The 25705-nt window shown below is 63.0% G+C and carries 24 protein-coding genes and 1 riboswitch; of the genes, 18 read left to right on the plus strand and 6 right to left on the minus strand.

The window, feature by feature from the left end; all coding sequences use genetic code 11:
• The first annotated feature begins 151 nt into the window (after positions 1-151).
• The 5 genes from mtgA (at position 152) to ACQ5BM_RS19330 (ending at position 3264) form a co-directional block, all read left to right on the plus strand.
• Entirely contained in the window at positions 152-892 is a 741-nt protein-coding gene (gene mtgA / locus ACQ5BM_RS19310) for a monofunctional biosynthetic peptidoglycan transglycosylase (protein ID WP_429815212.1), read from the plus strand.
• Between the two features lie 102 nt (positions 893-994).
• Positions 995-1741, plus strand: a complete 747-nt coding sequence (locus ACQ5BM_RS19315) for a DUF1868 domain-containing protein (protein ID WP_429814596.1) — start codon at positions 995-997, stop codon at positions 1739-1741.
• Positions 1738-2385 (plus strand): glutathione S-transferase family protein, encoded by a 648-nt coding sequence (locus ACQ5BM_RS19320; RefSeq protein WP_429814599.1) that lies wholly within the window; start codon positions 1738-1740, stop codon positions 2383-2385. The genes ACQ5BM_RS19315 and ACQ5BM_RS19320 overlap by 4 nt, the downstream gene beginning before the upstream one ends.
• A 145-nt stretch (positions 2386-2530) precedes the next feature.
• The gene (rpmF, locus tag ACQ5BM_RS19325) at positions 2531-2716 is read left to right on the plus strand and encodes a 50S ribosomal protein L32 (protein WP_026186748.1); all 186 of its coding nucleotides are present in this window, start codon (positions 2531-2533) and stop codon (positions 2714-2716) included.
• Between the two features lie 146 nt (positions 2717-2862).
• On the plus strand, positions 2863-3264 hold the full coding sequence (locus tag ACQ5BM_RS19330) for a hypothetical protein (protein WP_429814603.1): 402 nt from the start codon (positions 2863-2865) through the stop codon (positions 3262-3264).
• 111 nt (positions 3265-3375) lie between these two features.
• Here the strand turns inward: ACQ5BM_RS19330 and phaR are convergent, their stop codons facing one another.
• Entirely contained in the window at positions 3376-3954 is a 579-nt protein-coding gene (gene phaR, locus ACQ5BM_RS19335; protein WP_173517872.1) for a polyhydroxyalkanoate synthesis repressor PhaR, read from the minus strand.
• 224 nt (positions 3955-4178) lie between these two features.
• Between phaR and ACQ5BM_RS19340 the strand changes: the two genes are divergently transcribed.
• From ACQ5BM_RS19340 to ACQ5BM_RS19375, 8 genes are all read left to right on the plus strand, one after another.
• Complete coding sequence (locus tag ACQ5BM_RS19340; RefSeq protein ID WP_429814606.1) at positions 4179-5360, plus strand: acetyl-CoA C-acetyltransferase; 1182 nt, start codon at positions 4179-4181, stop codon at positions 5358-5360.
• A gap of 13 nt (positions 5361-5373) precedes the next feature.
• The gene (locus ACQ5BM_RS19345) at positions 5374-5733 is read left to right on the plus strand and encodes a hypothetical protein (protein WP_429814608.1); all 360 of its coding nucleotides are present in this window, start codon (positions 5374-5376) and stop codon (positions 5731-5733) included.
• 17 nt (positions 5734-5750) lie between these two features.
• Positions 5751-6476, plus strand: a complete 726-nt coding sequence (locus tag ACQ5BM_RS19350) for a beta-ketoacyl-ACP reductase (RefSeq protein ID WP_429814611.1) — start codon at positions 5751-5753, stop codon at positions 6474-6476.
• Positions 6477-7140: 664 nt separating this feature from the next.
• On the plus strand, positions 7141-10185 hold the full coding sequence (locus ACQ5BM_RS19355) for a helicase-related protein (RefSeq protein ID WP_429814614.1): 3045 nt from the start codon (positions 7141-7143) through the stop codon (positions 10183-10185).
• Positions 10186-10193: 8 nt separating this feature from the next.
• Positions 10194-10607, plus strand: coding sequence for an RNA-binding S4 domain-containing protein (locus ACQ5BM_RS19360; RefSeq protein ID WP_429814616.1), 414 nt, complete (start codon positions 10194-10196; stop codon positions 10605-10607).
• A gap of 280 nt (positions 10608-10887) precedes the next feature.
• A complete protein-coding gene (gene fdxA, locus ACQ5BM_RS19365) occupies positions 10888-11226 on the plus strand; it encodes a ferredoxin FdxA (protein ID WP_429814619.1) in 339 nt (112 codons plus the stop codon).
• A gap of 410 nt (positions 11227-11636) precedes the next feature.
• Positions 11637-12206, plus strand: coding sequence for a CarD family transcriptional regulator (locus ACQ5BM_RS19370; protein ID WP_173517865.1), 570 nt, complete (start codon positions 11637-11639; stop codon positions 12204-12206).
• Positions 12207-12721: 515 nt separating this feature from the next.
• Positions 12722-13588: an RNA polymerase factor sigma-32 gene (locus tag ACQ5BM_RS19375; protein ID WP_429814622.1), complete on the plus strand. Its 867-nt coding sequence runs from the start codon at positions 12722-12724 to the stop codon at positions 13586-13588.
• Positions 13589-13818: 230 nt separating this feature from the next.
• On the opposite strand, the gene ACQ5BM_RS19380 is transcribed toward ACQ5BM_RS19375, so the two are convergent.
• The 4 genes from ACQ5BM_RS19380 to thiB form a co-directional block, all read right to left on the minus strand.
• A complete protein-coding gene (locus ACQ5BM_RS19380; protein WP_429814625.1) occupies positions 13819-15330 on the minus strand; it encodes a M48 family metalloprotease in 1512 nt (503 codons plus the stop codon).
• 282 nt (positions 15331-15612) lie between these two features.
• On the minus strand, positions 15613-16332 hold the full coding sequence (thiQ, locus tag ACQ5BM_RS19385) for a thiamine ABC transporter ATP-binding protein (RefSeq protein WP_429814628.1): 720 nt from the start codon (positions 16330-16332) through the stop codon (positions 15613-15615).
• Positions 16329-17933, minus strand: a complete 1605-nt coding sequence (gene thiP, locus ACQ5BM_RS19390; protein ID WP_429815215.1) for a thiamine/thiamine pyrophosphate ABC transporter permease ThiP — start codon at positions 17931-17933, stop codon at positions 16329-16331. Before thiP ends, thiQ begins: the two co-directional genes overlap by 4 nt.
• Positions 17934-17964: 31 nt before the next feature.
• Positions 17965-18993 (minus strand): thiamine ABC transporter substrate binding subunit, encoded by a 1029-nt coding sequence (thiB, locus tag ACQ5BM_RS19395; protein WP_429814631.1) that lies wholly within the window; start codon positions 18991-18993, stop codon positions 17965-17967.
• Between the two features lie 51 nt (positions 18994-19044).
• Positions 19045-19162: riboswitch (TPP riboswitch) on the minus strand.
• A gap of 146 nt (positions 19163-19308) precedes the next feature.
• On the opposite strand from thiB, the gene ACQ5BM_RS19400 reads away from it, so the two are divergent.
• The 5 genes from ACQ5BM_RS19400 (at position 19309) to ACQ5BM_RS19420 (ending at position 24281) form a co-directional block, all read left to right on the plus strand.
• Positions 19309-19794, plus strand: a complete 486-nt coding sequence (locus ACQ5BM_RS19400; RefSeq protein ID WP_429814634.1) for a GNAT family N-acetyltransferase — start codon at positions 19309-19311, stop codon at positions 19792-19794.
• Positions 19795-19878: 84 nt separating this feature from the next.
• Positions 19879-20529, plus strand: coding sequence for a thiamine diphosphokinase (locus ACQ5BM_RS19405; RefSeq protein ID WP_429814637.1), 651 nt, complete (start codon positions 19879-19881; stop codon positions 20527-20529).
• Positions 20530-20532: 3 nt separating this feature from the next.
• Positions 20533-22362 carry an ABC-F family ATP-binding cassette domain-containing protein gene (locus tag ACQ5BM_RS19410; RefSeq protein WP_429814640.1) on the plus strand — a complete coding sequence of 610 codons (1830 nt, stop codon included), beginning with the start codon at positions 20533-20535 and terminating at the stop codon, positions 22360-22362.
• A gap of 180 nt (positions 22363-22542) precedes the next feature.
• Positions 22543-23046: a MarR family winged helix-turn-helix transcriptional regulator gene (locus tag ACQ5BM_RS19415; RefSeq protein ID WP_429814643.1), complete on the plus strand. Its 504-nt coding sequence runs from the start codon at positions 22543-22545 to the stop codon at positions 23044-23046.
• A complete protein-coding gene (locus tag ACQ5BM_RS19420) occupies positions 23043-24281 on the plus strand; it encodes a multidrug effflux MFS transporter (protein ID WP_429814646.1) in 1239 nt (412 codons plus the stop codon). Before ACQ5BM_RS19415 ends, ACQ5BM_RS19420 begins: the two co-directional genes overlap by 4 nt.
• Before the next feature lie 56 nt (positions 24282-24337).
• Here ACQ5BM_RS19420 and ACQ5BM_RS19425 read toward each other — a convergent pair whose 3' ends face one another.
• Positions 24338-25555 carry an argininosuccinate synthase gene (locus tag ACQ5BM_RS19425; RefSeq protein ID WP_429814648.1) on the minus strand — a complete coding sequence of 406 codons (1218 nt, stop codon included), beginning with the start codon at positions 25553-25555 and terminating at the stop codon, positions 24338-24340.
• Positions 25556-25705: the final 150 nt, after the last annotated feature.

Here is a 25705-nt window from a genome sequence, read left to right on the forward strand (position 1 = left end):
GCTTTCAACGGGGATTCGTGTCGCAGCGGCGCGCTTTCCCTGGGACAGCCGCGTACGCACCTTGCCTTTTGCCTGAAAGCCCGTTCAACTTTGCCGGCCCATGCACTAAGAGAGGCGGATGGACAGCGAGGTGGACAGTCAGGCCGTGAACATGGTTCCGGAAGCGCGCGAGGATGGCGAAGTGCCTTCCAGTCGCTGGTCTTCGCTTCGCCGGTCGCTGCGAACGAGGCGCCGCCAGATCGCTTTCGCCGTCGTCGGTTTCGTGGCGCTGCCCTATGCGCTGATCGTTCTCTACCTGATCGAGTTCATTCATCCGGTCTCGACGCTGATGCTGCGCGACCTCGTTCTGCTTCGCGGCTACGACCGTCAATGGGTCGAGTTCGACAATATCGCGCCGGTGCTGGTGCAATCGGTGATGATGTCGGAGGACGGCCAGTTCTGTGTCCATGACGGTGTCGACTGGGGGCAGATGCGCGGCGTGGTGGAGGATGCCCTGGATGGGGAATCGACCCGCGGGGCCAGCACCATCCCGATGCAGACGGTCAAGAACCTCTACCTCTGGAACGGCCGCTCCTTCCTGCGCAAGGGCATGGAACTGCCGTTGGCGATCGCCGCTGATTTCGTCTGGAGCAAGCGGCGGATGATGGAGATCTATCTGAACGTCGCCGAATGGGGCGATGGAATCTACGGTATCGAAGCGGCTGCCCGCCACCACTTCGGGGTTCCTGCGGCCAAGCTGTCGCGGCGGCAGGCCGCGCTGCTTGCCGTTTCGCTGCCCAATCCGAAGGAGCGCAATGCCGGCAAGCCCGGTCGCGGGCTCAAGCGCCTGGCAAATTTGATCGAGCGTCGCGCCAGCCGCTCCGGCGGCTACATCACCTGCCTTTATGATTAGGATCAGACCTTTTCATTGGAAGCTGCCGTCGGGCGATGTCATGCTCGCGTAGTAGAGTTCTGTCATCTGGGCCTCTCTCCATTTGAAAGGTCCGATCGCCCCATGACTTCGATTTCCCCCTCGCTTCTCTCCTTTGGCCGCAACGCAAACAACGTACCGCCGAAGCATCTCGGTACCCGTTACGCAACGGATGGCCGTTTCCTGCGTGAACCGGGCAACACGGTCGTTTCCCACGTCACCGCCGGTTCGCCGTCCGAGGCCGCCGTGCTTGCGGTGCGCGATCGTCTGATGGCGATGCCCGAGGCCGGGCAGTTCGCCTTCACCCATCCGTCCAGCCTGCATATGACGATCTTTCAGGGTATCATCGAATACCGCCGCAGGCTGCCCTTCTGGCCGGCAGACATGGCGCTCGATACGCCGATCGACGTGATGACGGAGCACTATCGCGGGCGGCTGAAGCACTTCGTTCCGCTGGGGCCGTTCCGGGCCCGGGTGACGGAGGTCACGCCGACCGGACTCGCGCTCGAAGGCGACAGCGCAGCCGATCGCGCGTGCCTCAGGGCCTGGCGCGATGCTTTCGCCGAAGCCTTCGGCTATCGCCATCCGGACCATGACGACTACGCGTTCCACATCACCTACGCCTATGTCATCGACTGGCTCGATGACGCGGCACTGCCGCGCTGGCAGGCAATGTTGAGCGAACAACTCGCCTACCTCAGGGAGCGGGCGCCGGTGATCGAGCTCGATCCCCCGGCCTTCTGCTCCTTCGAGGACATGAACCATTTCGAGGAACTGATCGTTTTCTCGGACAGACCCGCAATCAAGGCGGCAATCAAGGATCCTAAATGACCGGACTTACGCTTTACGTCGGCAATAAGAACTATTCATCCTGGTCGATGCGGCCCTGGATGGCGATGATCGCCGCGGGCATCGATTTCGAGGAGGTGGTCATTCCCTTCGATTTCGCGGCCGGCAATCCCGATATTCGCGCCGTCTCGCCGACGGGACGCGTGCCCTTGTTGCGACATGGCGATCTGCTTGTCTGGGAGTCGCTGGCGATCATCGAATATGTCGCCGAGCTCTTTCCCGATACCGGGCTCTGGCCGGCCGATCGCCAGACCCGTGCCCGGGCGCGCAGCTATTCCATGGAGATGCTCTCCGGCTTCCGGTCGCTGCGTGGCGCCTGTCCGATGAACGTCCGCCGGGAAAAGCGGGCTCTCGAGGTGGATGCAGACGTTCGCGCCGACATCGCCCGCATCGAGCGGATCTGGAAGGAGGCGCTCGCCCAATCCGGCGGTCCGTTCCTCTTCGGCGCCTTCGGTGCGGTGGACGCGATGTACGCTCCTGTGGTCAACCGCTTCGACGTCTATGATCTCGTTGCGGATCCGGAAGTGCTCGGCTACATGCAGCGGATGAAGGCGCATCCCGCCTACCGGAAGTGGGAAGAGGCCGCCCGCGCTGAGCCGTGGGTCGTTCCCGAAGACGAGGTCTGACTCGGTCGAGTCGAAAAATTGCGGCTGGGGACTGGTCAAACAGGAGTTGGCCATGTATAAGCGCGCCAAATTTCCGTGATTGACATCTGTTTGACACGGCCATTTCGGCTGCTGAACAGTGTTTGCCCGATAAGTGGAGAATGAAATGGCTGTACCGAAAAGAAAAACGAGCCCGTCCAAGCGTGGCATGCGCCGTTCCGCTGACGCCCTCAAGGCTCCGACCTACGTCGAAGACAAGAACTCGGGCGAACTGCGCCGTCCGCACCACATCGACCTGAAGACCGGCATGTACCGTGGCCGTCAGGTTCTGACCCCGAAGGAAAACGCATAAGCGTTTCCGTTCGCGGATCAGGTTCAAAGGGCTGGCTCTGCCGGCCCTTTTGTTTTGCGTCTGACATTTTCTCGCTTGGACCCTGTGCTATCAGCAGGAGCCTGACCTGAAGACGCCGCAAGACGCGGCTAAGGAGTTCGTGCCCGATGCTCGCTGCCGTTCCGCTGCTGATCCTGCCTTTCGCCATCTACAATCTCGCGATGATCGGAATGTTTGGCGGTATCGCCGGGCTGAACGCGGAGATGCTGTCGCTGTCCATGCTGTCGGGCGCGACCTGGACGATGCGCTTCGGTGACCTTCTGATCGTCGTCGCGCTGCTACTGCAGTTCGTCGAATTGCTGAAGGCGACCCGCACGAGCACGCGGGCGCTGATGGATCACCTGCTGTCGATGATCCTGTTCATCGTCTTCCTGATCGAATTCCTGCTTCTAGCGCCGGCGGCGACACAGCTCTTCTTCATCCTGATGACGATCAGTTTCATCGACGTCATCGCCGGTTTTGCCGTCTCGATGCGTTCGGCGGGCCGGGACGTGTCGATCGGCCTTTGAAGCGCGCGACGATCCGGCCGATCCGGGGCGCTGGCCCAATTCAAAGTATTTTTCTGCTGGACGGGAAACGAGGCGGGATCTAGCTCACCCGCCTTCACGAGGAAAGCGCGCTCAGCCGAGATTGTCGAGCTTGGTCTGGAGCGCGCGAAGCTGCTCCTTGAGCTCGTCGATATCCTTGGCTTCCGCCTTCTTGCTTTCCTTCACCGGCGGGGCGGTGATGAAGGGCGAGAACATCTGCATCGCCTGATGGAACATCTCGGTGTTGCGGCGGACCTGCTCTTCGACAAGTTGCAGCGGAACCTGCAGGTTTTTGCCGAGCGGCGTGTCACCGAAGGCCTTGTTGATCTGCTCGCGCATCTGTGACTGCTGCTCGGTGAAAGCCTGCATAGAATGCTCGAGATAGCTCGGCACCACCATCTGCATCTGGTCGCCGTAGAACGAGATCAACTGACGCAGGAAGGAGATCGGCAGAAGCGTGTTGCCGGTCTTGGATTCCTGCTCGAAGATGATCTGTGTCAGCACGGAATGGGTGATATCTTCGCCGGACTTCGCGTCCTGGACGACGAAATCCTCGCCCTTCTTCACCATCACAGCCAGGTCGTCGAGCGTGACATAGGTGCTGGTCCCGGTGTTGTAGAGCCGCCGGTTCGCATATTTTTTTATAACGATCTGGCCTTCGTGCTTCGCCATCAGGGTCTCCTCTCACCCATCATCCCGTCTTTATTGCGTTTTTCAGAGTATCCGCAAAAGAGCGCCGCTGACAATGTCTTTGTGCGTTGCGGCGACGCAAGTGCGAAATCTTGCGGTTGCGTCTTGCGTGATGGTTTTGTGGCACCGCATCAAGCCGTTTGACTTGCGTCGCGGGCTTTGCCAGTCTGTTTTCATTAGGCAAGAAAGATCTGAGGAAACGTCCCATGAGCAATCCCTCCATCGTGATCGCCAGCGCCGCCCGCACTGCGGTCGGATCCTTCAACGGTGCATTCGGCAATACGCCGGCGCACGAGCTCGGCGCCGCCGTCATCAAGGGCGTGCTCGAGCGCGCAGGCGTCGAGGCAGGCGAGGTCGACGAGGTGATCCTCGGCCAGGTGCTGCAGGCCGGCGAAGGCCAGAACCCGGCGCGCCAGGCGGCGATGAAGGCGGGGATCCCTCAGGAAAAGACCGCCTGGGGCATGAACCAGCTCTGCGGTTCGGGCCTTCGCGCCGTGGCGCTCGGCATGCAGCAGATTGCAACCGGTGATGCGGATATCATCGTCGCCGGCGGCATGGAGTCCATGTCGATGGCGCCGCACTGCTCGCATCTGCGCGGCGGCGTGAAGATGGGCGACTTCAAGATGATCGACACGATGATCAAGGATGGCCTGACCGACGCCTTCTACGGCTATCACATGGGTATCACCGCCGAAAACGTCGCCCGCCAGTGGCAGCTCAGCCGCGAGGAGCAGGACGCGTTCGCACTCGCCTCGCAGAACAAGGCCGAAGCGGCACAGAAGGCCGGACGTTTCGCCGACGAGATCATTCCCTTCATCGTCAAGGGCCGCAAGGGCGACGTTACCGTCGACCAGGACGAATATATCCGCCATGGCGCAACGCTCGACCAGATGACGAAGTTGCGTCCGGCCTTCGACAAGGAAGGCACCGTCACCGCCGGCAACGCCTCCGGCCTCAATGACGGCGCCGCCGCCACCTTGCTGATGACCGAAGCGCAGGCTTCCAAGCGCGGCATCCAGCCGCTCGCCCGTATCGTTTCCTGGGCAACGGCCGGCGTCGATCCGCAGGTCATGGGCACCGGCCCGATCCCGGCTTCGCGCAAGGCGCTGGCGAAAGCCGGCTGGGCGATCGGCGATGTCGACCTGGTCGAGGCCAATGAGGCTTTCGCCGCCCAGGCCTGCGCGGTCAACAAGGACCTCGGCTGGGATCCGTCGATCGTCAACGTCAATGGCGGCGCGATCGCCATCGGCCATCCGATCGGCGCTTCCGGCGCCCGCGTCCTCAACACCCTGCTCTTCGAAATGAAGCGCCGCGGCGTTTCCAGGGGGCTTGCAACGCTCTGCATCGGCGGCGGCATGGGCGTCGCCATGTGCGTCGAACGGCTCTAGTCGGCTTGGCGGCATGAACAGCGCCAGGCGGGTTCCATTTTCCCTCTTGCTGGCCGGTTCGCCGATCGTTTCCGCACATGCCAATCCCGCGCCTCTCGACGAGGCGCGGCTGGTTCAGTGCATGCTGGAACATCCGACCTCGGACGACGAGGCCGTTTTCAAGGACATGATGGCCGCGGCCCTGAACGGAGACAGCGGCGCTTTGAAAGCGTCGCCCGTTCAGCGCAGCAAACTGATGATGAACCTCGCACTCACCGGGTGCGAGGTGGGGATGTCTGTGCCCGCGACGCCTCAATACCGGGCTGCCGCCGGGCTCTATGGACGACAGATCGGCGAAAAGCTGATGAACAAGGCCTTTGAGAAACTGAACTGATCAAGTGGGAGGCGTGCATGAGCAGGGTAGCATTGGTCACGGGTGGGTCGCGCGGCATCGGTGCGGCAATTTCCATCGCACTCAAGAATGCCGGCTACAAGGTGGCCGCCAACTATGCCGGCAATGACGAGAAGGCCGGGGCCTTCAAGCAGGAAACCGGCATCCCGGTCTACAAGTGGGACGTTTCCAGCTATCAGGCCTGCGCCGAAGGCATCGCCAAGGTCGAAGCCGATCTCGGCCCGGTCGACGTGCTGGTCAACAATGCGGGCATCACCCGCGACGCGATGTTCCACAAGATGACGCCCGAGCAATGGGGCGAGGTGATCGGCACCAACCTCACCGGTCTCTTCAACATGACGCATCCGCTCTGGTCCGCCATGCGCGACCGCGGTTTCGGCCGCGTCATCAACATCTCGTCGATCAACGGCCAGAAGGGCCAGATGGGCCAGGCCAACTATTCGGCCGCCAAGGCCGGCGATCTCGGCTTCACCAAGGCGCTCGCTCAGGAAGGGGCGGCCAAGGGGATCACCGTCAACGCCATCTGCCCGGGCTATATCGGCACGGAAATGGTGCGGGCGGTGCCGGAGAAGGTGCTCAACGAGCGGATCATTCCGCAGATCCCGGTCGGCCGCCTCGGCGAGCCGGAAGAAATTGCCCGCTGCGTCGTGTTCCTGGCTTCCGACGATGCCGGCTTCATCACCGGCTCGACGATTTCCGCGAATGGCGGACAGTTCTTCGTCTGAGCGTCTGGACTTATCAGCGCTTTCGCGCGGCGCCCTTCGGGGCGCCGTTTTCATGCGAGGCTGGGGGCAGGATTACCTGCTCTCTCGGGATTTGAATCCCGAAGCTGTGCCCGTGATTCTGTTGGCGGCGAGCGGCGCAGACACTATATCTTGTGGAGAACAAAAGCGGAATGATGCGCGGATCACGAGTCGCCATCGGAGGTTCGCGTCTTGATCGAAGGTGTGCGGTGCGATTCTCATTCTCTCTGTTCGGTGAATCTTCGACGAATTTCGTGAAAAATTTTCCAGGCTTTCCAGAGTCTTGGATTCGGAATCCTTTGATCTGTCTGGCAATGGGACAGCCAGGCTCGAGGCGAGTCGGCGGCCCTGATGCGCGGAATCCGTGCCAGATTCAGCATGTGGTGCAACGTTCGGTGTTGAAATCTATATGTAGCCGTGAACATACAGTGAATCGCAATGAGTCTTCGATTCGTCGCCGATTCGTTCCATGGCTGTTCCTGTCCTCGATGCCGCCAACCACAACAGGTGGTGCAAGGGGCTGGGAGACGCCGAACGATGGTTTTAGTTGTCGGCGCCCCTTGCGTTTGGCTCGGTGCGTGGGCATGTGTTTGCCGCCAGCGTGGAAAGACGCTGCCGTAATTTCTGAATGCCCGGGATCGATGACGTGTCCGTTCACCCCATGATCCTGAGCGGCCGCGGCGTAACCGCGGTGCTCGGGCCAACCAATACCGGCAAGACGCACTACGCGATCGAACGCATGATCGCGCATGACAGCGGCGTCATAGGCCTGCCGCTGCGCCTCCTGGCGCGCGAGGTCTATACGCGTCTGGTCGAAAGGGTCGGCCATCACAATGTCGCGCTGATCACCGGCGAAGAGAAGATCTCGCCGCATCGCGCCCGCTATTCGGTCTGCACCGTCGAAGCGATGCCGCGCGAGACGACCGCGTCCTTCGTCGCGATCGACGAGGTGCAGCTCGCCGGCGACCTCGAGCGCGGGCACATCTTTACCGACAGGATCCTGCATCTGCGCGGCCGCGGCGAGACGCTGCTGCTCGGAGCGGGAACGATGCGGCCGATCCTCGAACAGCTCCTGCCCGGCATCACCGTCGTCGAGCGGCCGCGCATGTCGCAGCTTCTCTATGCCGGCTCGAAGAAGATCACGCGCCTGCCGCATCGCTCGGCGATCGTCGCCTTCTCGGCCGACGAGGTCTATGCGATCGCGGAGCTGATCCGCCGGCAGCGCGGTGGTGCCGCCGTCGTTCTCGGCGCGCTTTCGCCGCGCACGCGCAATGCACAGGTGGCGCTCTATCAGGAGGGCGACGTCGAATATCTGGTCGCGACCGACGCAATCGGCATGGGTCTCAACCTCGACGTCGACCATGTCGCCTTCGCGCAGGACCGCAAGTTCGACGGCTACCAGTTCCGCAACTTGAACCCGGCCGAACTCGCGCAGATCGCCGGGCGTGCCGGCCGCCACCTGCGCGATGGCACGTTCGGGGTGACGGGCCGCGTCGATCCTTTCGATAATGAGCTGGTCCATCGCATCGAGTCACATGAGTTCGATCCGGTGAAGGTGCTGCAGTGGCGCTCGAAGGCATTCGACTACTCCTCGCTCACCGCCTTGAAGAAGAGTCTCGACGCCGCGCCGACGGTTCCCGGCCTTGCCCGGGCGCTACCTGCGGTAGATCAGCAGGCGTTCGAGCATTTGGCCCGCTACCCGGAGGTCGTCGACATCACGACCAATGCCGAGCGGGTGGAAAAACTATGGGAAGCCTGCGCGCTGCCGGACTATCGGCGCATCACGCCCGTCCAGCACGCCGATCTGATCTCGACGATCTACGCGGATCTCGTTCGCCGGGGTACGGTGAACGAGGATTTCATGGCCGAGCAGGTCCGGCGGGCCGGTCATACTGATGGTGAGATCGACACACTTTCGGCGCGAATCGCGCAGATCAGAACCTGGACCTATGTGTCGAACCGGCCGGGATGGCTGGCCGATCCGACACACTGGCAAGAAAAGACGCGGGAAATCGAAGATCGATTATCCGACGCACTACATGAACGGTTGACGAAACGCTTTGTTGATCGCAGGACATCTGTGCTCATGAAGCGCCTGAGAGAGAATGCTATGCTGGAAGCTGAAATCAGTGTGAATGGTGACGTCTTCGTCGAAGGTCATCACGTAGGACAACTAACCGGTTTCCGGTTTACGCTGGCGACCGGCGGCGATGGCCCGGACGCCAAGGCCGTGCAGGGCGCTGCCCAGAAGGCGCTGGCTCTCGAGTTCGAGGCGCGGGCCGCACGTCTGCATGCTTCGGGCAACAATGACCTGGCGATTTCGTCGGATGGTCTCGTGCGTTGGCTCGGCGATCCCGTCGCCCGTCTGGCAGCGAGCGACCACGTCATGCGGCCGCGCGTCATCCTGCTTGCCGACGATCAGCTACAGGCGAATGCCCGCGAGCATGTTCTGGCGCGCATCGAGCGCTTCGTGAACCATCACATCGGTACGGTGCTGAAGCCGCTCGACGATATCTCGCGCGCCGAGGACCTCGAAGGCCTTGCCAAGGGCCTCGCCTTCCAGCTCGTCGAGAACCTCGGCGTACTCTTCCGTCGCGATGTTGCCGACGACGTCAAGTCGCTGGACCAGGACGGTCGCGCTTCGATCCGCAAATACGGCGTTCGCTTCGGCGCCTACCACATCTTCCTTCCGGCGCTGTTGAAGCCGGCTCCGGCCGAGCTGATCACCCTTCTCTGGGCGCTGAAGAACGACGGCCTCGATAAGCCCGGCTATGGCGACCTCATCCCGATGCTCGCTGCCGGCCGCACGTCCGTCGTCACCGATCCCTCCTTCGAGCGGACCTTCTACAAGCTCGCCGGTTTCCGTTTCCTCGGAAAGCGTGCCGTGCGCATCGACATCCTCGAGCGCCTGGCCGATCTCATCCGGCCGCTGCTGCAGTGGAAGCCGGGCGTGCAGCCACGCCCGGAAGGCGCCTATGACGGCCGCCGCTTCACCGCGACCACGTCGATGCTTTCGATCCTCGGCGCAACGCCTGACGATATGGAAGAGATCCTCAAGGGCCTCGGCTATCGGGCCGACAGCATCAAGGCCGAGGAGGCTGCGGCCTTCCTCGCCAGCCAGGATGGCGCGCCGGCCGTTGCTGCCGCCGCTTCCGAGCCGGCTGCTGCCGTCGATGACGCCGATGCTGGCGACGGTGCGGCGGATGCCGAGACCGCAGCCGCCGAGGCACCTGCTGCGGAGACCGAGAAGGCCGAAGGCGACATCGCCGTCGCGACGAACGATGCGCAGCCAGCGGAAGCTCAGGTTAGCGAGGCCGGGGAACCGGTCGAGGCCAAGCCCGTGTTGCTCTGGCGTCCGGGCACCCGCCAGGATAACCAGCGCCAAGGCGGCGGCCGCCATCAGGGCGACCAGCGTCGCGGCGGCCAGCGCCATGGGCGTGGCCAAGGCCAGGGCGAAGGACGTGAAGGCGGACGCAAGGGCGGCGAGCCGATGCGCGGCAAACGCCACGAGGGTGGCAAGTCGGAAGGCGGGCCGCGCCAGGACCGTGGTGACCGCCACGATCGTCACGACCGCGGCGGCAAGCCGGGGCAGGGCAAGTTCGAGGCGCGTCCGCCGCGTCGCGAGAAGCCGGTGGATCCGGATTCGCCCTTCGCCAAGCTCGCAGCGCTCAAGGAGCAGATGAAGAAGTAAGGCAGCACATGGAAAAACAGCCCACGACCAACCCGGCATCGCGCCAGCGTCTCGACAAGTGGCTGTTTTTCACGCGGCTGATCAAATCGCGCTCGCTTGCGCAAAAGGCGATCGAGGACGGCCGGATGGCCGTCAACGAGCAGCGCGTGACGCAGTCGTCGTTTCAGGTCAAGGCGGGGGACGTGCTTGAGCTCGCCCTCGACCGCCGCGCGCTGATCGTGCGCGTGCTTGCCCCCGGGGAGCGACGTGGCCCCTACGAGGAGGCGCGGCTTCTTTATGACGATCTCACGCCTGAACAGCCGAAGGAAAGGCTCTCGGCTTATGATCTCGCCACACGCGACCGTGGGGCGGGACGCCCGACCAAGAAAGAGCGGCGGGAAACCGATCGGCTGAAACCCGATTTCGATCCGCGCGAGGATTGAAGCGCGTCGCGATCTTGCCGATCCGCTCCGTGCGCTTTACCGCAAAACTGCTGCGCACTTTGCGTGACATGCTTTAGAAAACTCTGCCTTTGCCGCGGCGTTTCGCGCATTGAATATTCTTGCAAAGGGCCCATAAAGCCTTTACCTGACAGACCCACGTTGGGTGCATCGGGTTTGCTTCGGCAGCTATGCGCGCCGGACATTCCTAGCATGCGCGGACGACGAGCATCACCATTGATTGCCGTCTGCCATCAAACGTGAGCATTGGCTGGAGTACCTCATGACGTACGTCGTGACCGACAACTGCATTCGCTGCAAGTATACCGACTGTGTCGAAGTCTGCCCCGTGGATTGCTTCTATGAGGGTGAGAATTTCCTCGTCATCCATCCGGACGAGTGCATCGACTGTGGCGTCTGCGAACCGGAATGTCCTGCCGAAGCGATCAAGCCGGATACGGAGCCGGGCCTTGATAAGTGGTTGAAACTGAACGCTGATTTTGCCACGAAGTGGCCGAACATCACGGTCAAGCGCGATCCGATGCCGGAAGCCAAGGAGATGGACGGCGTCGAAGGCAAGTACGAGAAATTTTTCTCTGCCGAGCCGGGCCAGGGCGACTAAGGCGAACGATCTCCATCGTTCGTCGAGGCTGACGCAGTGAGAGCGACCCAGCGCGCCAAACCTGGGGAAAACACGCACTGCGCTCGCAGTTGCGAGAATGGCGGCTTGATGACTGCCATGCAGCAAATTATTGATTTCGGCACTTTTTTGTGATAGGTTCCTTCTACTGATCCACAGAGGGTGTTTTTGCGCGCCCGAAAACCATCACGAAAGCAAACGATCTCCAAAACGCGGTTCTCCCTATTTACGCAACATGGCTTTGCTCTGTTGCGACCGCATTTCATGAGGCTGTTTGCGTTCCTTGGACGGACCAGGATGTACCCACCCGGCGGTATCCCCGTCTATCCCGGGCCTCACTGACCCGGCCCCGGCCAGAATGGCCGGCGCGAAACAGGGAGTTTTTGAAACGAATGACGACCCAGCAGAAAAAATCTTCGACACGCCAGGGCTTCAAGACCGGTGAATCGATCGTCTATCCGGCCCACGGCGTTGGCCAGATCGTGGCGATCGAAGAGCAGGAAGTCGCCGGCATGAAGCTTGAGCTTTTTGTCATCGATTTCGAGAAGGACAAGATGCGTCTGAAGGTGCCGGTGGCCAAGGCTGTCAGCATTGGCATGCGCAAGCTGTCCGAAACCGATTTTGTCGATCGTGCGTTGAAGGTTGTGCAGGGCAAGGCTCGCGTGAAGCGCACCATGTGGTCGCGCCGCGCCCAGGAGTACGATGCCAAGATCAATTCCGGCGACCTGATTTCCATCGCGGAAGTCGTCCGCGATCTTTATCGCGCCGAAAACCAGCCGGAACAGTCCTATTCCGAACGCCAGCTCTATGAGGCTGCCCTTGACCGCATGGCGCGCGAAATCGCTGCCGTGAACAAGATGTCGGAGACCGAAGCCGTGCGCCTCGTCGAGGCCAACCTCAGCAAGGGCCCGAAGCGCGGCAAGGCTATCGAAGAAGACGATACCCAGGACGAAGCTGCGTAAGCGCATTTCGCCGCATCAGTACTTGCACGAAGCCCGGCCATCGCGCCGGGCTTTTTCTTTGACCGAATGGAACCTTTCGCGCTGACGCGCATTTATATTGGCCGGCAGGAATGCGCCGCTTTCGCGCCGGGCGATCTTGGTTCTGTGGTCCATCACCGTTCAGGTTCGTGACTTCGAAGTTAGGGCGCCGCGTCGTTTCTTCAAGTTTCGACGGTGCGGCCCCGGAGCATCCCGCTTCAATTGGCATCACGGGAAGCGGAAAAGATGCTCTCGAAACAAAGTGCTAGAGCGACCTCAATGCGTTGATCTGAACGCACGGCGCTCCAGAGCGGGATAAGGAAACGTGTGAGCGGTTTTCCGCTCGCATCCTGCTCTAGCCTATTAGAATCGATCACGGTGATTTGGATCGACCCAATTCATAGTGATCTGGACGCCCCTGCTGCCGGACGCCTCATCCGTCCGGCCCTTTTGGACTTCACACGCAATGGCGCCCGGCGCCAGTCACGGAGTGATCGATGAAGACTCTCACTGCAGACCGGCGGATGATCAAGATCGCAATGGAGGCCCCTTATCTAGAGCGCGACGAGGAGCACGCGCTGGCCCAGGCCTGGCGGAACGACCATGATCAGGAAGCCCGCAACAAGATCGCCATGTCCCACATGCGGCTGGTGATCTCGATGGCAGCGAAATTCCGCAATTTCGGCCTGCCGATGGGCGACCTGGTGCAGGAGGGCCATATCGGCCTCCTGGAAGCGGCCGCCCGCTTCGAACCCAGCCGTGAGGTCAGGTTCTCGACCTATGCGACCTGGTGGATCCGGGCATCGATGCAGGACTACGTCCTGCGCAATTGGTCGATCGTCCGCGGCGGCACGAGTTCGGCGCAGAAGGCGCTGTTCTTCAACCTGCGGCGCTTGCGCGCGCGTCTTGCCCAAGGCGACAGGCAGCTTACATCGCAGGCTATGCATGAGGAAATCGCTGCGGCGCTTGGCGTCAGCATCGCCGATGTGCAGACCATGGATGCGCGGCTATCCGGCAGCGACACCTCCTTGCAGGCCCCCGTCGGCGGCGCCGATTCCGATGGTGGCGAGCGACTGGATTTCCTGGCCAGCGATGCACCGCTCCCCGACGAACAGGTCAGCGACATGATCGACGGAGAGCGCGCCCGTGTATGGCTTCGTGATGCGCTCGGCGCCTTGACGGAGAGGGAGATGCGGATCATCCGTGCACGACGACTGTCGGAGGATGGTGCGACGCTTGAAGAACTTGGCCTCGATCTCGGCATTTCCAAGGAACGGGTGCGGCAGATCGAAACCCGGGCGCTCGAAAAGCTGAGAATGGCGCTCGCGACCAAAGCGCCGGCCCTGACCGCAGGCATTCATTGAAGCGCGTCGCGATCTTTCAGCTTCGCTCCCTGCGCTTTAAGCCTTTGATATTTCGCATGTCGTTGTTAGCGCGACATGCTCTAGCAGCGAGCACAGGCACCGGGTAGTGGCTTGGACCAGTCCGAGGCACTACGCGTGCGCTTGCATATCGAGGTCCGCCCACCCGGCGAATGCCTGAGCATTCCGCCGCACAAGCGCGTGCGAACTCGCCCGCTGTGAGGCGCCGTCGCTTACTCGGAAACGATTTTCACCTTGTCACCCGGCTTCACCGTCGAGGTGACCTGCATCGCATTGATCACCCGGAACAGGTCGAGTTTGCGATCCGTTCCCATCATGCGGGCGGAGAGCGTCGCGATCGTCTCGCCCGGCCTTACCGTCACGACCCGGATGCGCAGCGGCTTCAATGACTGGGCCTCGGCTGGCGTCATGCGGCGGAACGAGCTGCGCAATTGGTTGGCGGTCGGCTCGAGTGCGCTCGAACCCTTCGGAACGGCGGTGAGGAAGCGGTAGATGCGGTTGTCGATGCGGATGACCGTGACGTCGAAGTCCCAGCGATCGGCGGAGGCGCGCGCGGTCGCGGCATCGAGGCCGTTGATATTGATCGGCCTGATCGTGTCGGGTTGCAGGCCGGTCACCCAGCCGCTGGCGATATAGTCGGTCAGGCTGCGGCCGCCGGTGTCCGCCACGCCGTCGAAGCGCACGGCGATGTCGCCCGGGCCGGTCGCGAGGACCGCTTCCGCCTTGTTGTCGATCTGGAAGCCGGTCGGCACGTCGAAGCGGATGCCGAGCTGGCCGTGCAGGAAGGTCTGGCCGCGGACATAGCCTTCCTGCGGACTGTCGCCGTAGAGCAGGCCGTCGATGCCGGCGAGGTAATAGTCGCGGCCGCGATCGCCGCTGGTGCCTTCGGGGCCGAAGGCGCGGGCATGCCGGCGCGCAAGGTCCACACGCTGCGGCGCGTTCGGATGGCTCGACAGGAAGTCGAGGCTCTGGTCGGATTCCGGATCGACCGCGGTGAAGCGACTATAGGCCGCCATCGAATCGAGGAAGCGTGCGGCCGCATAGGGGTCGTAGCCGGCTTCGCCGAGCATGCGCACGCCGATCACATCCGCCTGGAGTTCCTGGTTGCGCGAAAAGGCCGCAAGCCGAAGCTTGCCGCGGGCGAGTGCCTGCTTGCCGGCGAGATCGGACGACAGCACCTCGGAGACCACGCGGCTGGCGATGACTTCCGCTTCCTCGCGCTGCTGGCGCTCGATGCCGTGGTTGGCGGTAACGTGCGCCATCTCGTGCGACAAGACGGCTGCGACCTCGGAGGCATCGTTGGCAAGGGCGAGCAGGCCGCGGGTGACGTAGAGATAGCCCCCCGGCAGCGCAAAGGCGTTGATTGCCGGCGAATTCAGAATGGTGATGCGATAGGACTGCTGCGGGTTTTCCGAGACGGCGGTCAGCGCTCCGGCGATGCGGGCGACCAGCCGTTCGGTCTTCGCGTCCTTGTATTCGCCGCCATAGCTTGCGACGATGCGCGGATGTTCGCGCGCGCCCATTTTTGCGCGCGGGTCGTTCTTCTGGACCTCGTCGACAATCTGCGGATTGGACGAAGGCGAAACGGTCGGCTCGTAGGCTTGCTCGATCACCGACTGGCATGCGGAGAGAAGCGTGGTCGCGAGCAGTGCAACCACGGCGCGTGCACGCAGCCGTCCGCGCTTCGGCGGGAACCGGTCGTGTGTGACTGTATGCCTCTCCATGCCTCAGCCCGTTTCCCGTCGATCGCTCCGGAACGACAGCGTTGAAAGTCCTACTTTTTCAGTCCGGCAGCGTTGCTCCGCCGCGACTGTTCAGCCCTGGTCTTGCTGTATCTGATTTCAGCGCCACCTGCCTAGTTTGTCTCGGTAGAAATAGTTGCCCCGTGGTATCACGGCAACGGATGCGCGAATATTCGTGCCCACGGCCGGATATTTCGCGCGTCGCATGGTGTCGCGGTCAAATTGTGGCAATCGGCTGAGGGCGAGGCGAAACTGCACCCTCCTTCACGCGTTGCCGAGAAAGCGGTCGATTGCCGCATTGTCACGCCGCTCCAGGAAGCGGTCGAGCGTATCGTGGGCAATGATACGCCCCTGGTCGAGAAAAAGCACGCTATCGGCCAGTGCCTTCACGTCTTCGGGATGGTGCGTGATCATCAAGATGGTGTTGCCTTCTTCCGCGTGCAGCTCGCGAAGAAGCGTGCGCATGCCGGTGCGCATCCCGGGATCGAGGGCAGCAAAAGGTTCATCCAGCAGGAGGAGGGGGCGGTGCCGCACGAGTGCGCGGGCGAGCGCGACCCGCTGGCGTTCCCCGCCGGAAAGCGTGGACGGCAGCCGTCGCCCGAAGCCTTCAAGCCCAACGCGGCGAAGCGCGTCCTCGATCTTCTTCCGATCTTCGTCCGTCAGGCGAAGTGCGGGATCGATGCCGAGGCCGACATTGGTCGCGACATCGAGATGGGCGAAGAGATTGTTGTCCTGGAAGATCATCGAGACCGGGCGCTCGGAAGGTGCCTGGTTGCCTGCGTTCTCACCGAGGATGCGGATCTCGCCGCGGTCGGCATCTTCAAAACCTGCAATGAGGTGGAAGAGTGTCGACTTGCCGGTGCCGGAGGCGCCGGCAACGGCAACGATGCCGCCGGCGGCGATTGTGCAATCGAAGCGCAGCGTGGTCGCTTCGAAACGAACCTCGACATTGCGCAGTTCTATGGCAGCGGTGGGCTCAGTCATGCTTTGCGTCTTTCCGGCCGGCGGGCGTCGTCCGCCGTGCCGAGGATGGTGAAGATCAGGCAGAGAAGCCCGAGGAAGAGGGCGAGGCCGGCCGCATCGGCCGTGCGGTAGCTGCCCATTCGGCTATAGAGCAGCCAGGGAAGCGTCACCATGTCCTGCGAACCGAAGAGGGCGACGGCGCCGAGATCGCCGAGCGACAGCGCCATGGCGAAGGAGAGCGCCATCAGCAGCGGTTTGTGGAGGGCGGGAAGGTCGATCCATCGCAGGCGATGAAAGCCGCGGATGCCAAGGCTTGCCACCAGCCGTTCAGAGCGCGCCGCGTGCGTCGCCATGGCCGGTGCCAGGATACGGTGGACGAAGGGGAGCGCCATCAGGGCATTGATCGCCACGACAATGACAGGCGCAAAGCGCGCGACATCACCGAAGGGGCGGAGGAGCAGGAACCAGCCGGCGCCGAGCACGACCGGCGGCACCAGCAGGATGAGCGAGGTGCTGGCGCCGATCATGCCGGCAAAGCCGTATGCCAGCTTTCCCGCATGACGGGGCGCGGTCATTGTCGCTGCGGCGCGGATCATGACGGCTGCCATGGCAACGGAGGCGAATGCCGAGGCAAGCGCGATCGCGGCACTCGTCATCAGCGCCCGGTGCACGTTCGGATCCCGGGCGAGCTTAAGGAGATCGGCCTGCAGCCCGGAGACGACCACCGCAACCAGGGGGGCGATGAGGAAGAGCAATGCCAGGACGATCCAGGCGCCGTCATTGAGGTGTGCCATTGGCGCTGTGCCATCGAAGCGGCGAACCGTGCGGCCGCCGGTCATACCCTCTTCCGGCTCCGTTGCCAGATGTCTGAGAATGAAAAGCAGGACGCCGGTCATGGCGATCTGCAGGCCGGACAGCGCGATGGCGCGCGGCGGATCGAAATCGAAGCGCAGCGCCTGGTAGATCGCGACCTCGATCGTGCTGGCCGCGGGCCCGCCGCCAAGCGTCAGCACGAGCGTGAAGCTGGTGGCGCAGAGCATGAACACGAGGCCGGCCGCACCCGGCAGCAGGCCGCGAAGAACAGGCCATTCGATGAAGCGGAAGAGCGCATGGGACGGCATGCCGAGATTGGCGGCGCTGCGCCAGTATTCGGCGGGAACGCGCTCGAGCCCGGCAAGGAACAGGCGCGCCGCCAGCGGCATGTTGAAGAAGACATGGGCGAGCAGGATGCCGAACAGGCCGTAGATGCTGACCGGCTGCTCAAGACCAAGCCAGCGCAGGCCCGCATTGAGGAAGCCCTGGCGTCCCCAGATCTCGATCAGCCCAAGCGCGCCGACGAGAACGGGCAGACCGAGCGGCAGCGCCATCAGCCGCAAGAGCCAGATGCGGCCGAAAAACTGTGGCCGCCGCGCCAGCGCGCGTGCCACCGGTATGGCGAAGAGCACGGAGAGCAGCGTGGAAAGGCTTGCCTGCAGCAGCGTGAAGCGGGTGACGCGCCAGATATAGGCGTCGAACAGGGTGCGTTCGCCCGCGCCGCCGGTCTCAGCGAGCAAGGCGGCGATCGCCAGGCCGACGAAGAGCAGGAAGGCGCCGAGGCAAAATGCCCCGGCGGCAACCGTCATGCGGTTTTCGCGAAGCGCGAACAATCCGGCCTCAGTTCTTGCTCATCGCGGCAAGCCACTCGTCGATCCACGCCTTACGGTTCTTCGCGACTTCTTCCGACGGCAGCAGGAAGGTCTTTTCCGGAGTGACCAGCTTGTTGAAGGCATCCGGCAGCGGCGCGCTGGTGGCGCCAACCGGCATCATCCAGTTGGTCGTCGGGATGATCGACTGGAACTCCGGCCCGGTCATGAAGCTCAGGAACTGTTTTGCCAGTTCCGACTCCTTGGCATTCTTGGTCATGCCGGCGACTTCGATCTGGATGTAGTGCCCCTCGGAGAAGGCTGCGGCCTGGTAGCGGTCGGTGTTTTCCGCGACCATGTGGTAGGCGGGCGAGGTGGTATAGGAGAGCACCATCGGCGCTTCGCCCTTGGTGAACAGGCCATAGGCTTCCGACCAGCCCGGGGTGACCGTCAGGACGCGATCCTTGAGCTTTGCCCAGGCAGCGCCGGCCTCATCGCCATAGACGGCCTTGACCCAGAGCAGCAGACCGAGGCCTGGCGTCGAGGTACGCGGATCCTCGATGACGATCTTCTGCGATGCGTCGCCCTCGACAAGCTCCTTGAGACTCTTCGGCGGCGTCTTCAAGGTCTGGGTGTCGTAGACGACGGCGAAGTGGCCGTAGTCGTAGGGCAGGAAGGTGTCGTCGGAGAAGCCGCCCGGTACCTTCAGGTCCTTGGCATCGATGCCGTGCGGCGCGAAGAAACCGGTCGCCTTGGCTTCGGCGACGAGATTGGTGTCGAGGCCGAGCACGATGTCGGCTTTCGAAGCGCCGCCTTCAAGCTTCAGGCGGGTCAAGAGTTCGACGCCGTCGGCGACGCCGACATAGTTGACCTTGCATTCGCAGGTCTTTTCGAAGGCTTCGGCGACCTTGGCGCCCGGGCCCCATTCGGTGATGAAGCTCTCATAGGTATAGACCGTCAGGGTCCTGTCGGCAGCGGCAGCGGCACCGACGAAAACCAGGCTTGCGGCCGCAGTCAGAGCTAGCCGGCTAAACAATTTGAATTGCAATGAATTGGGCATGGCGAGCACCTCTCTCCCAAAGTTCGTTGTTGCATGGGAAAAGGGCGTATCGATCCGATCGCGTCTAATCCCTCCGCCGGTATGAGCCGGATCAGGTTCCGCGGGTTGGCGTTTCACGCCTCTCAGCCTTCGGCCGTCATGCGGTCGGAAGGCACCCCGTTAGAGCGGCAAGAGATTTACCGCCACGTTGGTTCCATGGCAAGCGTGTTTGGTGCAAGTCGAGTTGATGCCTGCTCAGGGCATGGCGTCCGCGCTTGCGTAAGCCGGACGCTGCGCTAAGACAAAAACTGCAGGGAGCCGCGAGGAGGAAATGCCATGCCAGATATGCTCGTTCGACTATATGCCTTGCCGGTGCAGCCCCAGTCGAAGCTTGGCCCGGGCATCCGCATTCGCCGCGCCATGGCGCCCGAGCGCCGCCTGATCGTCACCTGGATCGAGAGGACTTTCGGCCCCGGCTGGGCGGGCGAGGCGGAAGCGGCCTTTTCCTCGACCCCGACGCGCATTCATATCGCGGTGCATGAAGAGAACATCGTTGGTTTCGCCTGCTACGACGTGACGGCGCTCGGTTTTTTCGGCCCGACCGGTGTCGACGAAGGCATGCGCGGGCAGGGCATCGGCGAGGCGCTGCTGATCGAAAGCCTGACGGCGATGCGCGAGGCTGGCTACGGTTATGCGGTCATCGGCGGGGTCGGTCCGGCGAAGTTCTATGAGCGGGTGGCCGGCGCGATCGAGATTCCGGATTCGACGCCCGGCGTCTATGCCGGCATGCTCTCTTCCGATCCGGTGCCGGAAGGCCATTGACGATCCTCGCAAAATCTTGAGATCCGACCGTCTTCTCGCTTTCTTCGTTTTCCTTCCGCAGTCCTTTGCGCTATGGGCTTTGCCATGGCTCGATCGACCTTCACCATTCTGCTTGGCGGTGCGCTCACAAGCACCGACCGGCTGACACGCCAGCTAGGCGGAAGCCGCTTCGTCGCGGCTGACGGCGGCATGCGGCACGCGCGTCTGCTCGGCGTCGTTCCGGATGTCTGGGTCGGTGATTTCGATTCGACTGAAGACACCCTGCTTTCCGAATTCGCCTCCGTTCCGCGCGAGTCCTATCCGGCGGCAAAGGCGGCCACGGATGGCGAGATGGCCGTCGAGGCTGCCCTGTCGCGTGGTGCCGACAGCTTGATCTTTGCAGGTGCGCTTGGCGGCACCCGCAGCGACCATGCCTTCCTGCACCTGTTGCAGGCGGTCGGCCTTGCCGAGCGCGGGCTTTCGGTGCTGATGACCTCCGGCGAGGAAGAGGCCTATCCGCTGCTTGCCGGCACGCTCGAGCTTGACCTGCCGAAGGGGTGTCTCTTTTCGGTCTTGGGGTTGACGGAGCTTACCGGTCTTTCGATCGTCAATGCGCGTTACCCGCTCGACGATTTCACCCTGCCGTTCGGCTCGTCCCGAACCGTTTCCAATGTTGCGGAGGGTCCCCTTCGCTTCAGCCTCAAGAGCGGCCGCGCCGTCGTGCTTGCCCGCCCCTATGATCTTACCGGAGCCTGAGCCTTGGCGCCCCCCATTCTGAAACTCGACGACATCTTTCTTACCTTCGGCGGCACGCCGCTTCTGGCCGGCGCCAACCTGCAAGTGGAGCCGGGCGACCGGATCTGCCTGGTCGGGCGCAACGGCTCGGGCAAGTCGACGCTGATGAAGATTGCCGCGGGTCTTGCGGAAGCGCAGTCGGGCGAAGTGTTCCGCCATCCCTCGGCGACTATCCGCTATCTGCACCAGGCGCCGGATTTCGACGGCTACGACACGGTGCAGGCCTATGCCGAAGCGGGGCTTGGCCCGAGCGACGACCCCTATCGCGTCGCCTATCTGCTGCAGCATCTGGGACTGACCGGTGAAGAAGACCCGAAGCGGCTCTCCGGCGGCGAGGCGCGCCGGGCGGCGCTCGCCCGCGTCATGGCGCCGGAGCCGGATATCCTGCTGCTTGACGAGCCGACCAACCATCTCGATCTGCCGACGATCGAATGGCTGGAAGACGAGCTTACCCGCAGCCGCTCGGCGCTGGTTTTGATCTCGCACGACCGGCGCTTCCTGGAGAAGGTGTCGACCGCGACCGTCTGGCTCGATCGTGGCCAGTCGCGCCGGCTCGACCGCGGCTTTGCCCACTTCGAGGCCTGGCGCGACGAGGTGCTGGAGGCGGAAGAACTGGAGCAGCATAAGCTCGGCAAGGCGATCGAACGCGAGGAACACTGGCTGCGCTATGGCGTGACCGCACGGCGCAAGCGCAACATGCGCCGTCTCGGTGAGCTGCAGACGATGCGGGCGGCCTATCGTGGCCACAAGGGACCGCAGGGGACGGTGCAGGCGACGCTTGCCGATGCCAAGGAGTCCGGCAAGCTGGTGATCGAGGCCGAGAAGATCAGCAAGGCCTATGGTGAGCGCACCATCGTTGCGCCCTTCTCGATCCGCGTGCACCGCGGCGACCGCATCGGTCTCGTCGGCCCCAACGGTGCCGGTAAGACGACGCTTCTGAAGATTCTGACCGGGCAGATCGAACCGGACAGCGGCACGGTCAAGCTCGGCACCAATCTCGAGATGGCGACGCTCGACCAGAAGCGCGAAGATCTCAATCTGGACGACACGCTGGCGCACTACCTGACGGACGGCCGCGGCGAGAACCTGCTGGTCAATGGCGAGCAGCGCCACGTCACCGGTTACATGAAGGATTTCCTGTTCCAGCCGGAGCAAGCGCGCACCCCGATCCGCGAACTCTCCGGCGGCGAGCGGGCAAGGCTGATGCTGGCGCGTATCCTGGCGCGGGCGACGAACCTCCTGATCCTTGACGAGCCGACCAACGACCTCGACATCGAGACGCTCGACCTCTTGCAGGAGATCGTTGCCGGCTTTGCCGGAACGGTGATCCTCGTCAGCCACGACCGTGATTTCCTCGACCGCACCGTGACCTCGACGATCGCGCCGGCAAACCCCGAGGAGCCGGACGGCCGCTGGATCGAATATGCCGGCGGCTATTCCGACATGATGGCGCAGCGCAAGGGCGCGATCGAGGAGAAGCGCAGAGCCGAAAAGGCGGAAAAGGCCAAGGCCAACGAAACGGCTGCACCCGCCGCCGAAGCGCCAAAGGCCGCCAAGGGCAAGCTTTCCTATAAGCAGAAATTCGCGCTCGAAAACCTGCCGAAGGAGATCGCCAAGGCGGAGGCAGAGGCGGCCAAGCGCGAGGAAAAGATGGCCGACCCCAGCCTTTTCACAAAAGATCCAAATGCTTTTGCGAAACTCGCGCAGGAATTGGAGAAGCTTCGTGCGGATCTGGCCCGCATGGAGGAGGAATGGCTGGAGCTTGAAATGCTGCGCGAGGAGCTCGAAGGCTAGGCGACAGCCATACGGCGTCGCGCGCCATATCAGGCGCGCAAGGGTCGCTGTAACGCTTTGAATTTCTGCATGTTTTTATCCCTGAATCGGCTCGGTTTCAGGGAAACACGCAGTGGCGCGTTGAATGGTGCCGTCAGATATGATAAGTAAAGCTTATTATATCATATGTGAACGATGCTGATGCCCTTCAAACTCGAATCCGAAACCATTGGAATGCTTTTGACCGACGTCTCGCGCCTGTTGCGCGGGGCTTTCGATCGCAAGGTCAACGCCATGGATCTGGGCATCACCCCGGGCGAGGCGCGCACGCTGATCCAGGTCGTGCTTACCGAGGGCATCAAGCAGGCCGAGATCGCGACCCGCATGGGGATCGAGCCGATGACGCTTTCGGCCTATCTCGACAGGCTGGAGACGATGGGGCTGGTCGCCCGCGTGCCGGATCCGGCGGACCGTCGCGCCAAGAACGTCGTCATCACCGACAAGGCAGGCCCGCTGCTCACCGACCTGATGGCGGGGTTGCGGGAGATGATGAACGCCTATACGGCCGGGCTCGACGAGGCGACCCGCGAGGTTCTTTGCGCCAACCTGCGCATCCTGCGAGACAACTTACGTGAGCTTGACCCGTGCCTTGCCGGCAAGGAGGCTGGCGAGAAGTCCGAGGAACAGCCCGGAGCCCCGCGATGACGCGTCGCATGAGCGAACGGCGCACGAGCATCATCGGCGCCTTCCTGGTGGCGCTCGGCCCGGTCTCCATGGCGCTTTACACCCCTGCCATGCCGGAGCTGGTGCGCGCCTTCTCTTCCAGCGAGGCGGCGATCAAGATGACGCTGTCGCTCTATTTCGCCGGCTTCGCCTTTGCCCAGCTCGTTTCCGGCACGCTCTCCGACGTCATCGGCCGACGCCGCGCGACGCTGATCTTCATGGCGATCTATCTCATCGGCAGTCTGATGGCCGCCTTCGCGCCGTCGGTTGCGGTGCTCCTTGCCGGCCGTCTGGTGCAGGGCATCGGCGCGTCCGTCGGCATGACGGTGGCCCGCGCGATCGTGCGCGACCAGTTCACAGGAACCGAAGCCGCGCGCATCATGAACATGATCGGCATGATGCTGGCACTTGGACCTGCAGTGTCGCCGACGCTCGGCGGCCTGGCGCTCGGGCTGTTCGGCTGGCGGTCGATCTTCTTCCTGATGGTCGGCTTTGCCGCGATGGCTTGCCTCACCGTACAGTTCTTCATGGCCGAGACCGTGACGCCCGATCCGGCCAAGGGGCATCTGAAGCCGATCCTTGCGGCCTATCGTCGATTGGTGAGCGACAGCCGTTTCGTCTCCTCGACGCTGGTCATCGGCGGTGCCGTCGGCGCGCTTTATGCCTGGGCGACGATGCTGCCCTTCGTGCTCATCAACGAGGTGGGTCTGACGCCGACCGAATTCGGTGTCGGCATGTTGATGCAGTCGGGCCTGTTCTTTTCGGGGACCGTGGTGGTCCGGCTGCTGATGCGGCGCTTCACGCCGCAGGCGCTGGTACCGGCGGGCCTCGTCTTCATCGGTCTTGCCAGTCTCGCGCTTGCCTATAGCATGCATATGCTTTCGCCGAGCTTCCTGTCGGTCATGCTGCCGATCGGTCTCTACGCTTTCGGCATTGCCTTCGTGATGCCCTATATGATGACGGCGGCGATGGCGCCCTTTCCCGATATCGCCGGCACGGCATCGGCTGTCATGGGGTTCGTCCAGATGGGCTCGGGGCTGCTCGGTGGGGCGATCGCCGCCGCGGTCGGCGCGCCAGTGCTGGCGCTCGGCACGATCATCCCAAGCTTCGGCCTCGTCTGCATCCTCAGCTATGTCTGGTATCGCCGGACGGTTCGGTTGCAGCCGCTGGCCGCGACTGCCGATCGCGAGGAGCCGCTGCCGGAGGCGGCGGAATAAGGCAACAAAAAACCTCCGCGAACGGGTCGCGGAGGCTTCTTTTTTCGGAGCTCGTCTTAGCGGTTGCGCGCGGCCAGCGTGCGCAGGCGCAGCGCGTTGAGCTTGATGAAGCCGGCGGCGTCCTTCTGGTCGTAGGCGCCCTGGTCGTCCTCGAAGGTGACCAGCTTGTCGGAGTAGAGCGACTTGGCGCTCTCGCGGCCGACGACCATGACGTTGCCCTTGTAGAGCTTTAGCGTCACTTCGCCCTCGACATGCTCCTGGCTCTTGTCGATCGCGGCCTGCAGCATTTCGCGCTCCGGCGAGAACCAGAAGCCGTAATAGATCAGCTCGGCATAACGCGGCATCAGCTCGTCCTTGAGGTGTGCGGCGCCACGGTCGAGCGTGATCGATTCGATCGCGCGGTGAGCGGAAAGAAGGATGGTGCCGCCGGGGGTCTCGTAGACGCCGCGCGACTTCATGCCGACGAAGCGGTTCTCAACGAGGTCGAGGCGGCCGATGCCGTTGTCGCGGCCGTATTCGTTGAGCTTGGCGAGCAGGCTCGCCGGCGACAGGCGCACGCCGTTGATCGAGACGGCGTCGCCGCGCTCGAAGCCGATCTTGATGACGGTCGCCTTGTCGGGAGCGGCCTCGGGCGAGATCGTGCGCATGTGCACGTATTCAGGCGCTTCCTGGGCCGGATCTTCCAGAACCTTGCCCTCGGACGAGGAGTGCAAGAGGTTGGCGTCGACGGAGAAGGGAGCCTCGCCCTTCTTGTCCTTGGCAACCGGGATCTGGTGCTTCTCGGCGAATTCGAGCAGGTCGGTGCGGCTCTTGAACGACCAGTCACGCCAGGGGGCAATGATCTTGATGTCGGGATTCAGAGCATAGGCCGAAAGCTCGAAGCGAACCTGGTCGTTGCCCTTGCCGGTGGCGCCGTGGGCGATCGCGTCGGCTCCGGTCTTCCGGGCGATGTCGATCAGGTGCTTGGAGATCAGCGGGCGGGCGATCGAGGTGCCGAGCAGGTAGACGCCTTCATAGACCGCATTGGCGCGGAACATCGGGAAGACGAAATCCTTGACGAACTCCTCGCGGACGTCCTCGATGTAGATTTCCTTGATGCCGAGCATTTCGGCCTTCTTGCGGGCCGGCTCGAGCTCTTCGCCCTGGCCGAGGTCGGCGGTGAAGGTGACGACTTCCGCGCCGAGTTCGGTCTGCAGCCACTTCAGGATGATCGAGGTGTCGAGACCGCCCGAATAGGCGAGAACGACCTTTTTCACGTCTTTATGCGATGCCATGGTTTCCGTCCGTCTGGTCTTGGGAGGGCGGCGATGCCGCGTGCAAATCTGCGGCACTTTAGCCAGAACCTGCGGCGATACAAGCATTAGAACGCCGGATCTCGCGAATCCGCTGGCAAAAGAGCGGGCGGGGGATTACGGAAGGTGACC

This window comes from Ensifer sp. B1-9, assembly GCF_050474445.1.
Taxonomy (GTDB): Bacteria; Pseudomonadota; Alphaproteobacteria; order Rhizobiales; family Rhizobiaceae; genus Ensifer.

What these genes read in the sequence shown, in the direction of transcription:
- ACQ5BM_RS19330 (WP_429814603.1), top strand. Translation starts at nt 2,863, where the DNA reads ATGCTCGCTGCCGTTCCGCTGCTGATCCTGCCTTTCGCCATCTACAAT.
- ACQ5BM_RS19350 (WP_429814611.1), top strand. Translation starts at nt 5,751, where the DNA reads ATGAGCAGGGTAGCATTGGTCACGGGTGGGTCGCGCGGCATCGGTGCG.
- thiQ (WP_429814628.1), bottom strand. Translation starts at nt 16,332, where the DNA reads ATGACTGAGCCCACCGCTGCCATAGAACTGCGCAATGTCGAGGTTCGT.
- thiP (WP_429815215.1), bottom strand. Translation starts at nt 17,933, where the DNA reads ATGACGGTTGCCGCCGGGGCATTTTGCCTCGGCGCCTTCCTGCTCTTC.
- ACQ5BM_RS19380 (WP_429814625.1), bottom strand. Translation starts at nt 15,330, where the DNA reads ATGGAGAGGCATACAGTCACACACGACCGGTTCCCGCCGAAGCGCGGA.
- ACQ5BM_RS19360 (WP_429814616.1), top strand. Translation starts at nt 10,194, where the DNA reads ATGGAAAAACAGCCCACGACCAACCCGGCATCGCGCCAGCGTCTCGAC.
- phaR (WP_173517872.1), bottom strand. Translation starts at nt 3,954, where the DNA reads ATGGCGAAGCACGAAGGCCAGATCGTTATAAAAAAATATGCGAACCGG.
- ACQ5BM_RS19425 (WP_429814648.1), bottom strand. Translation starts at nt 25,555, where the DNA reads ATGGCATCGCATAAAGACGTGAAAAAGGTCGTTCTCGCCTATTCGGGC.
- ACQ5BM_RS19400 (WP_429814634.1), top strand. Translation starts at nt 19,309, where the DNA reads ATGCCAGATATGCTCGTTCGACTATATGCCTTGCCGGTGCAGCCCCAG.
- ACQ5BM_RS19415 (WP_429814643.1), top strand. Translation starts at nt 22,543, where the DNA reads ATGCCCTTCAAACTCGAATCCGAAACCATTGGAATGCTTTTGACCGAC.
- rpmF (WP_026186748.1), top strand. Translation starts at nt 2,531, where the DNA reads ATGGCTGTACCGAAAAGAAAAACGAGCCCGTCCAAGCGTGGCATGCGC.
- ACQ5BM_RS19405 (WP_429814637.1), top strand. Translation starts at nt 19,879, where the DNA reads ATGGCTCGATCGACCTTCACCATTCTGCTTGGCGGTGCGCTCACAAGC.
- ACQ5BM_RS19340 (WP_429814606.1), top strand. Translation starts at nt 4,179, where the DNA reads ATGAGCAATCCCTCCATCGTGATCGCCAGCGCCGCCCGCACTGCGGTC.
- ACQ5BM_RS19420 (WP_429814646.1), top strand. Translation starts at nt 23,043, where the DNA reads ATGACGCGTCGCATGAGCGAACGGCGCACGAGCATCATCGGCGCCTTC.
- ACQ5BM_RS19370 (WP_173517865.1), top strand. Translation starts at nt 11,637, where the DNA reads ATGACGACCCAGCAGAAAAAATCTTCGACACGCCAGGGCTTCAAGACC.
- ACQ5BM_RS19345 (WP_429814608.1), top strand. Translation starts at nt 5,374, where the DNA reads ATGAACAGCGCCAGGCGGGTTCCATTTTCCCTCTTGCTGGCCGGTTCG.
- ACQ5BM_RS19375 (WP_429814622.1), top strand. Translation starts at nt 12,722, where the DNA reads ATGAAGACTCTCACTGCAGACCGGCGGATGATCAAGATCGCAATGGAG.
- fdxA (WP_429814619.1), top strand. Translation starts at nt 10,888, where the DNA reads ATGACGTACGTCGTGACCGACAACTGCATTCGCTGCAAGTATACCGAC.
- mtgA (WP_429815212.1), top strand. Translation starts at nt 152, where the DNA reads ATGGTTCCGGAAGCGCGCGAGGATGGCGAAGTGCCTTCCAGTCGCTGG.
- ACQ5BM_RS19315 (WP_429814596.1), top strand. Translation starts at nt 995, where the DNA reads ATGACTTCGATTTCCCCCTCGCTTCTCTCCTTTGGCCGCAACGCAAAC.
- ACQ5BM_RS19320 (WP_429814599.1), top strand. Translation starts at nt 1,738, where the DNA reads ATGACCGGACTTACGCTTTACGTCGGCAATAAGAACTATTCATCCTGG.
- thiB (WP_429814631.1), bottom strand. Translation starts at nt 18,993, where the DNA reads ATGCCCAATTCATTGCAATTCAAATTGTTTAGCCGGCTAGCTCTGACT.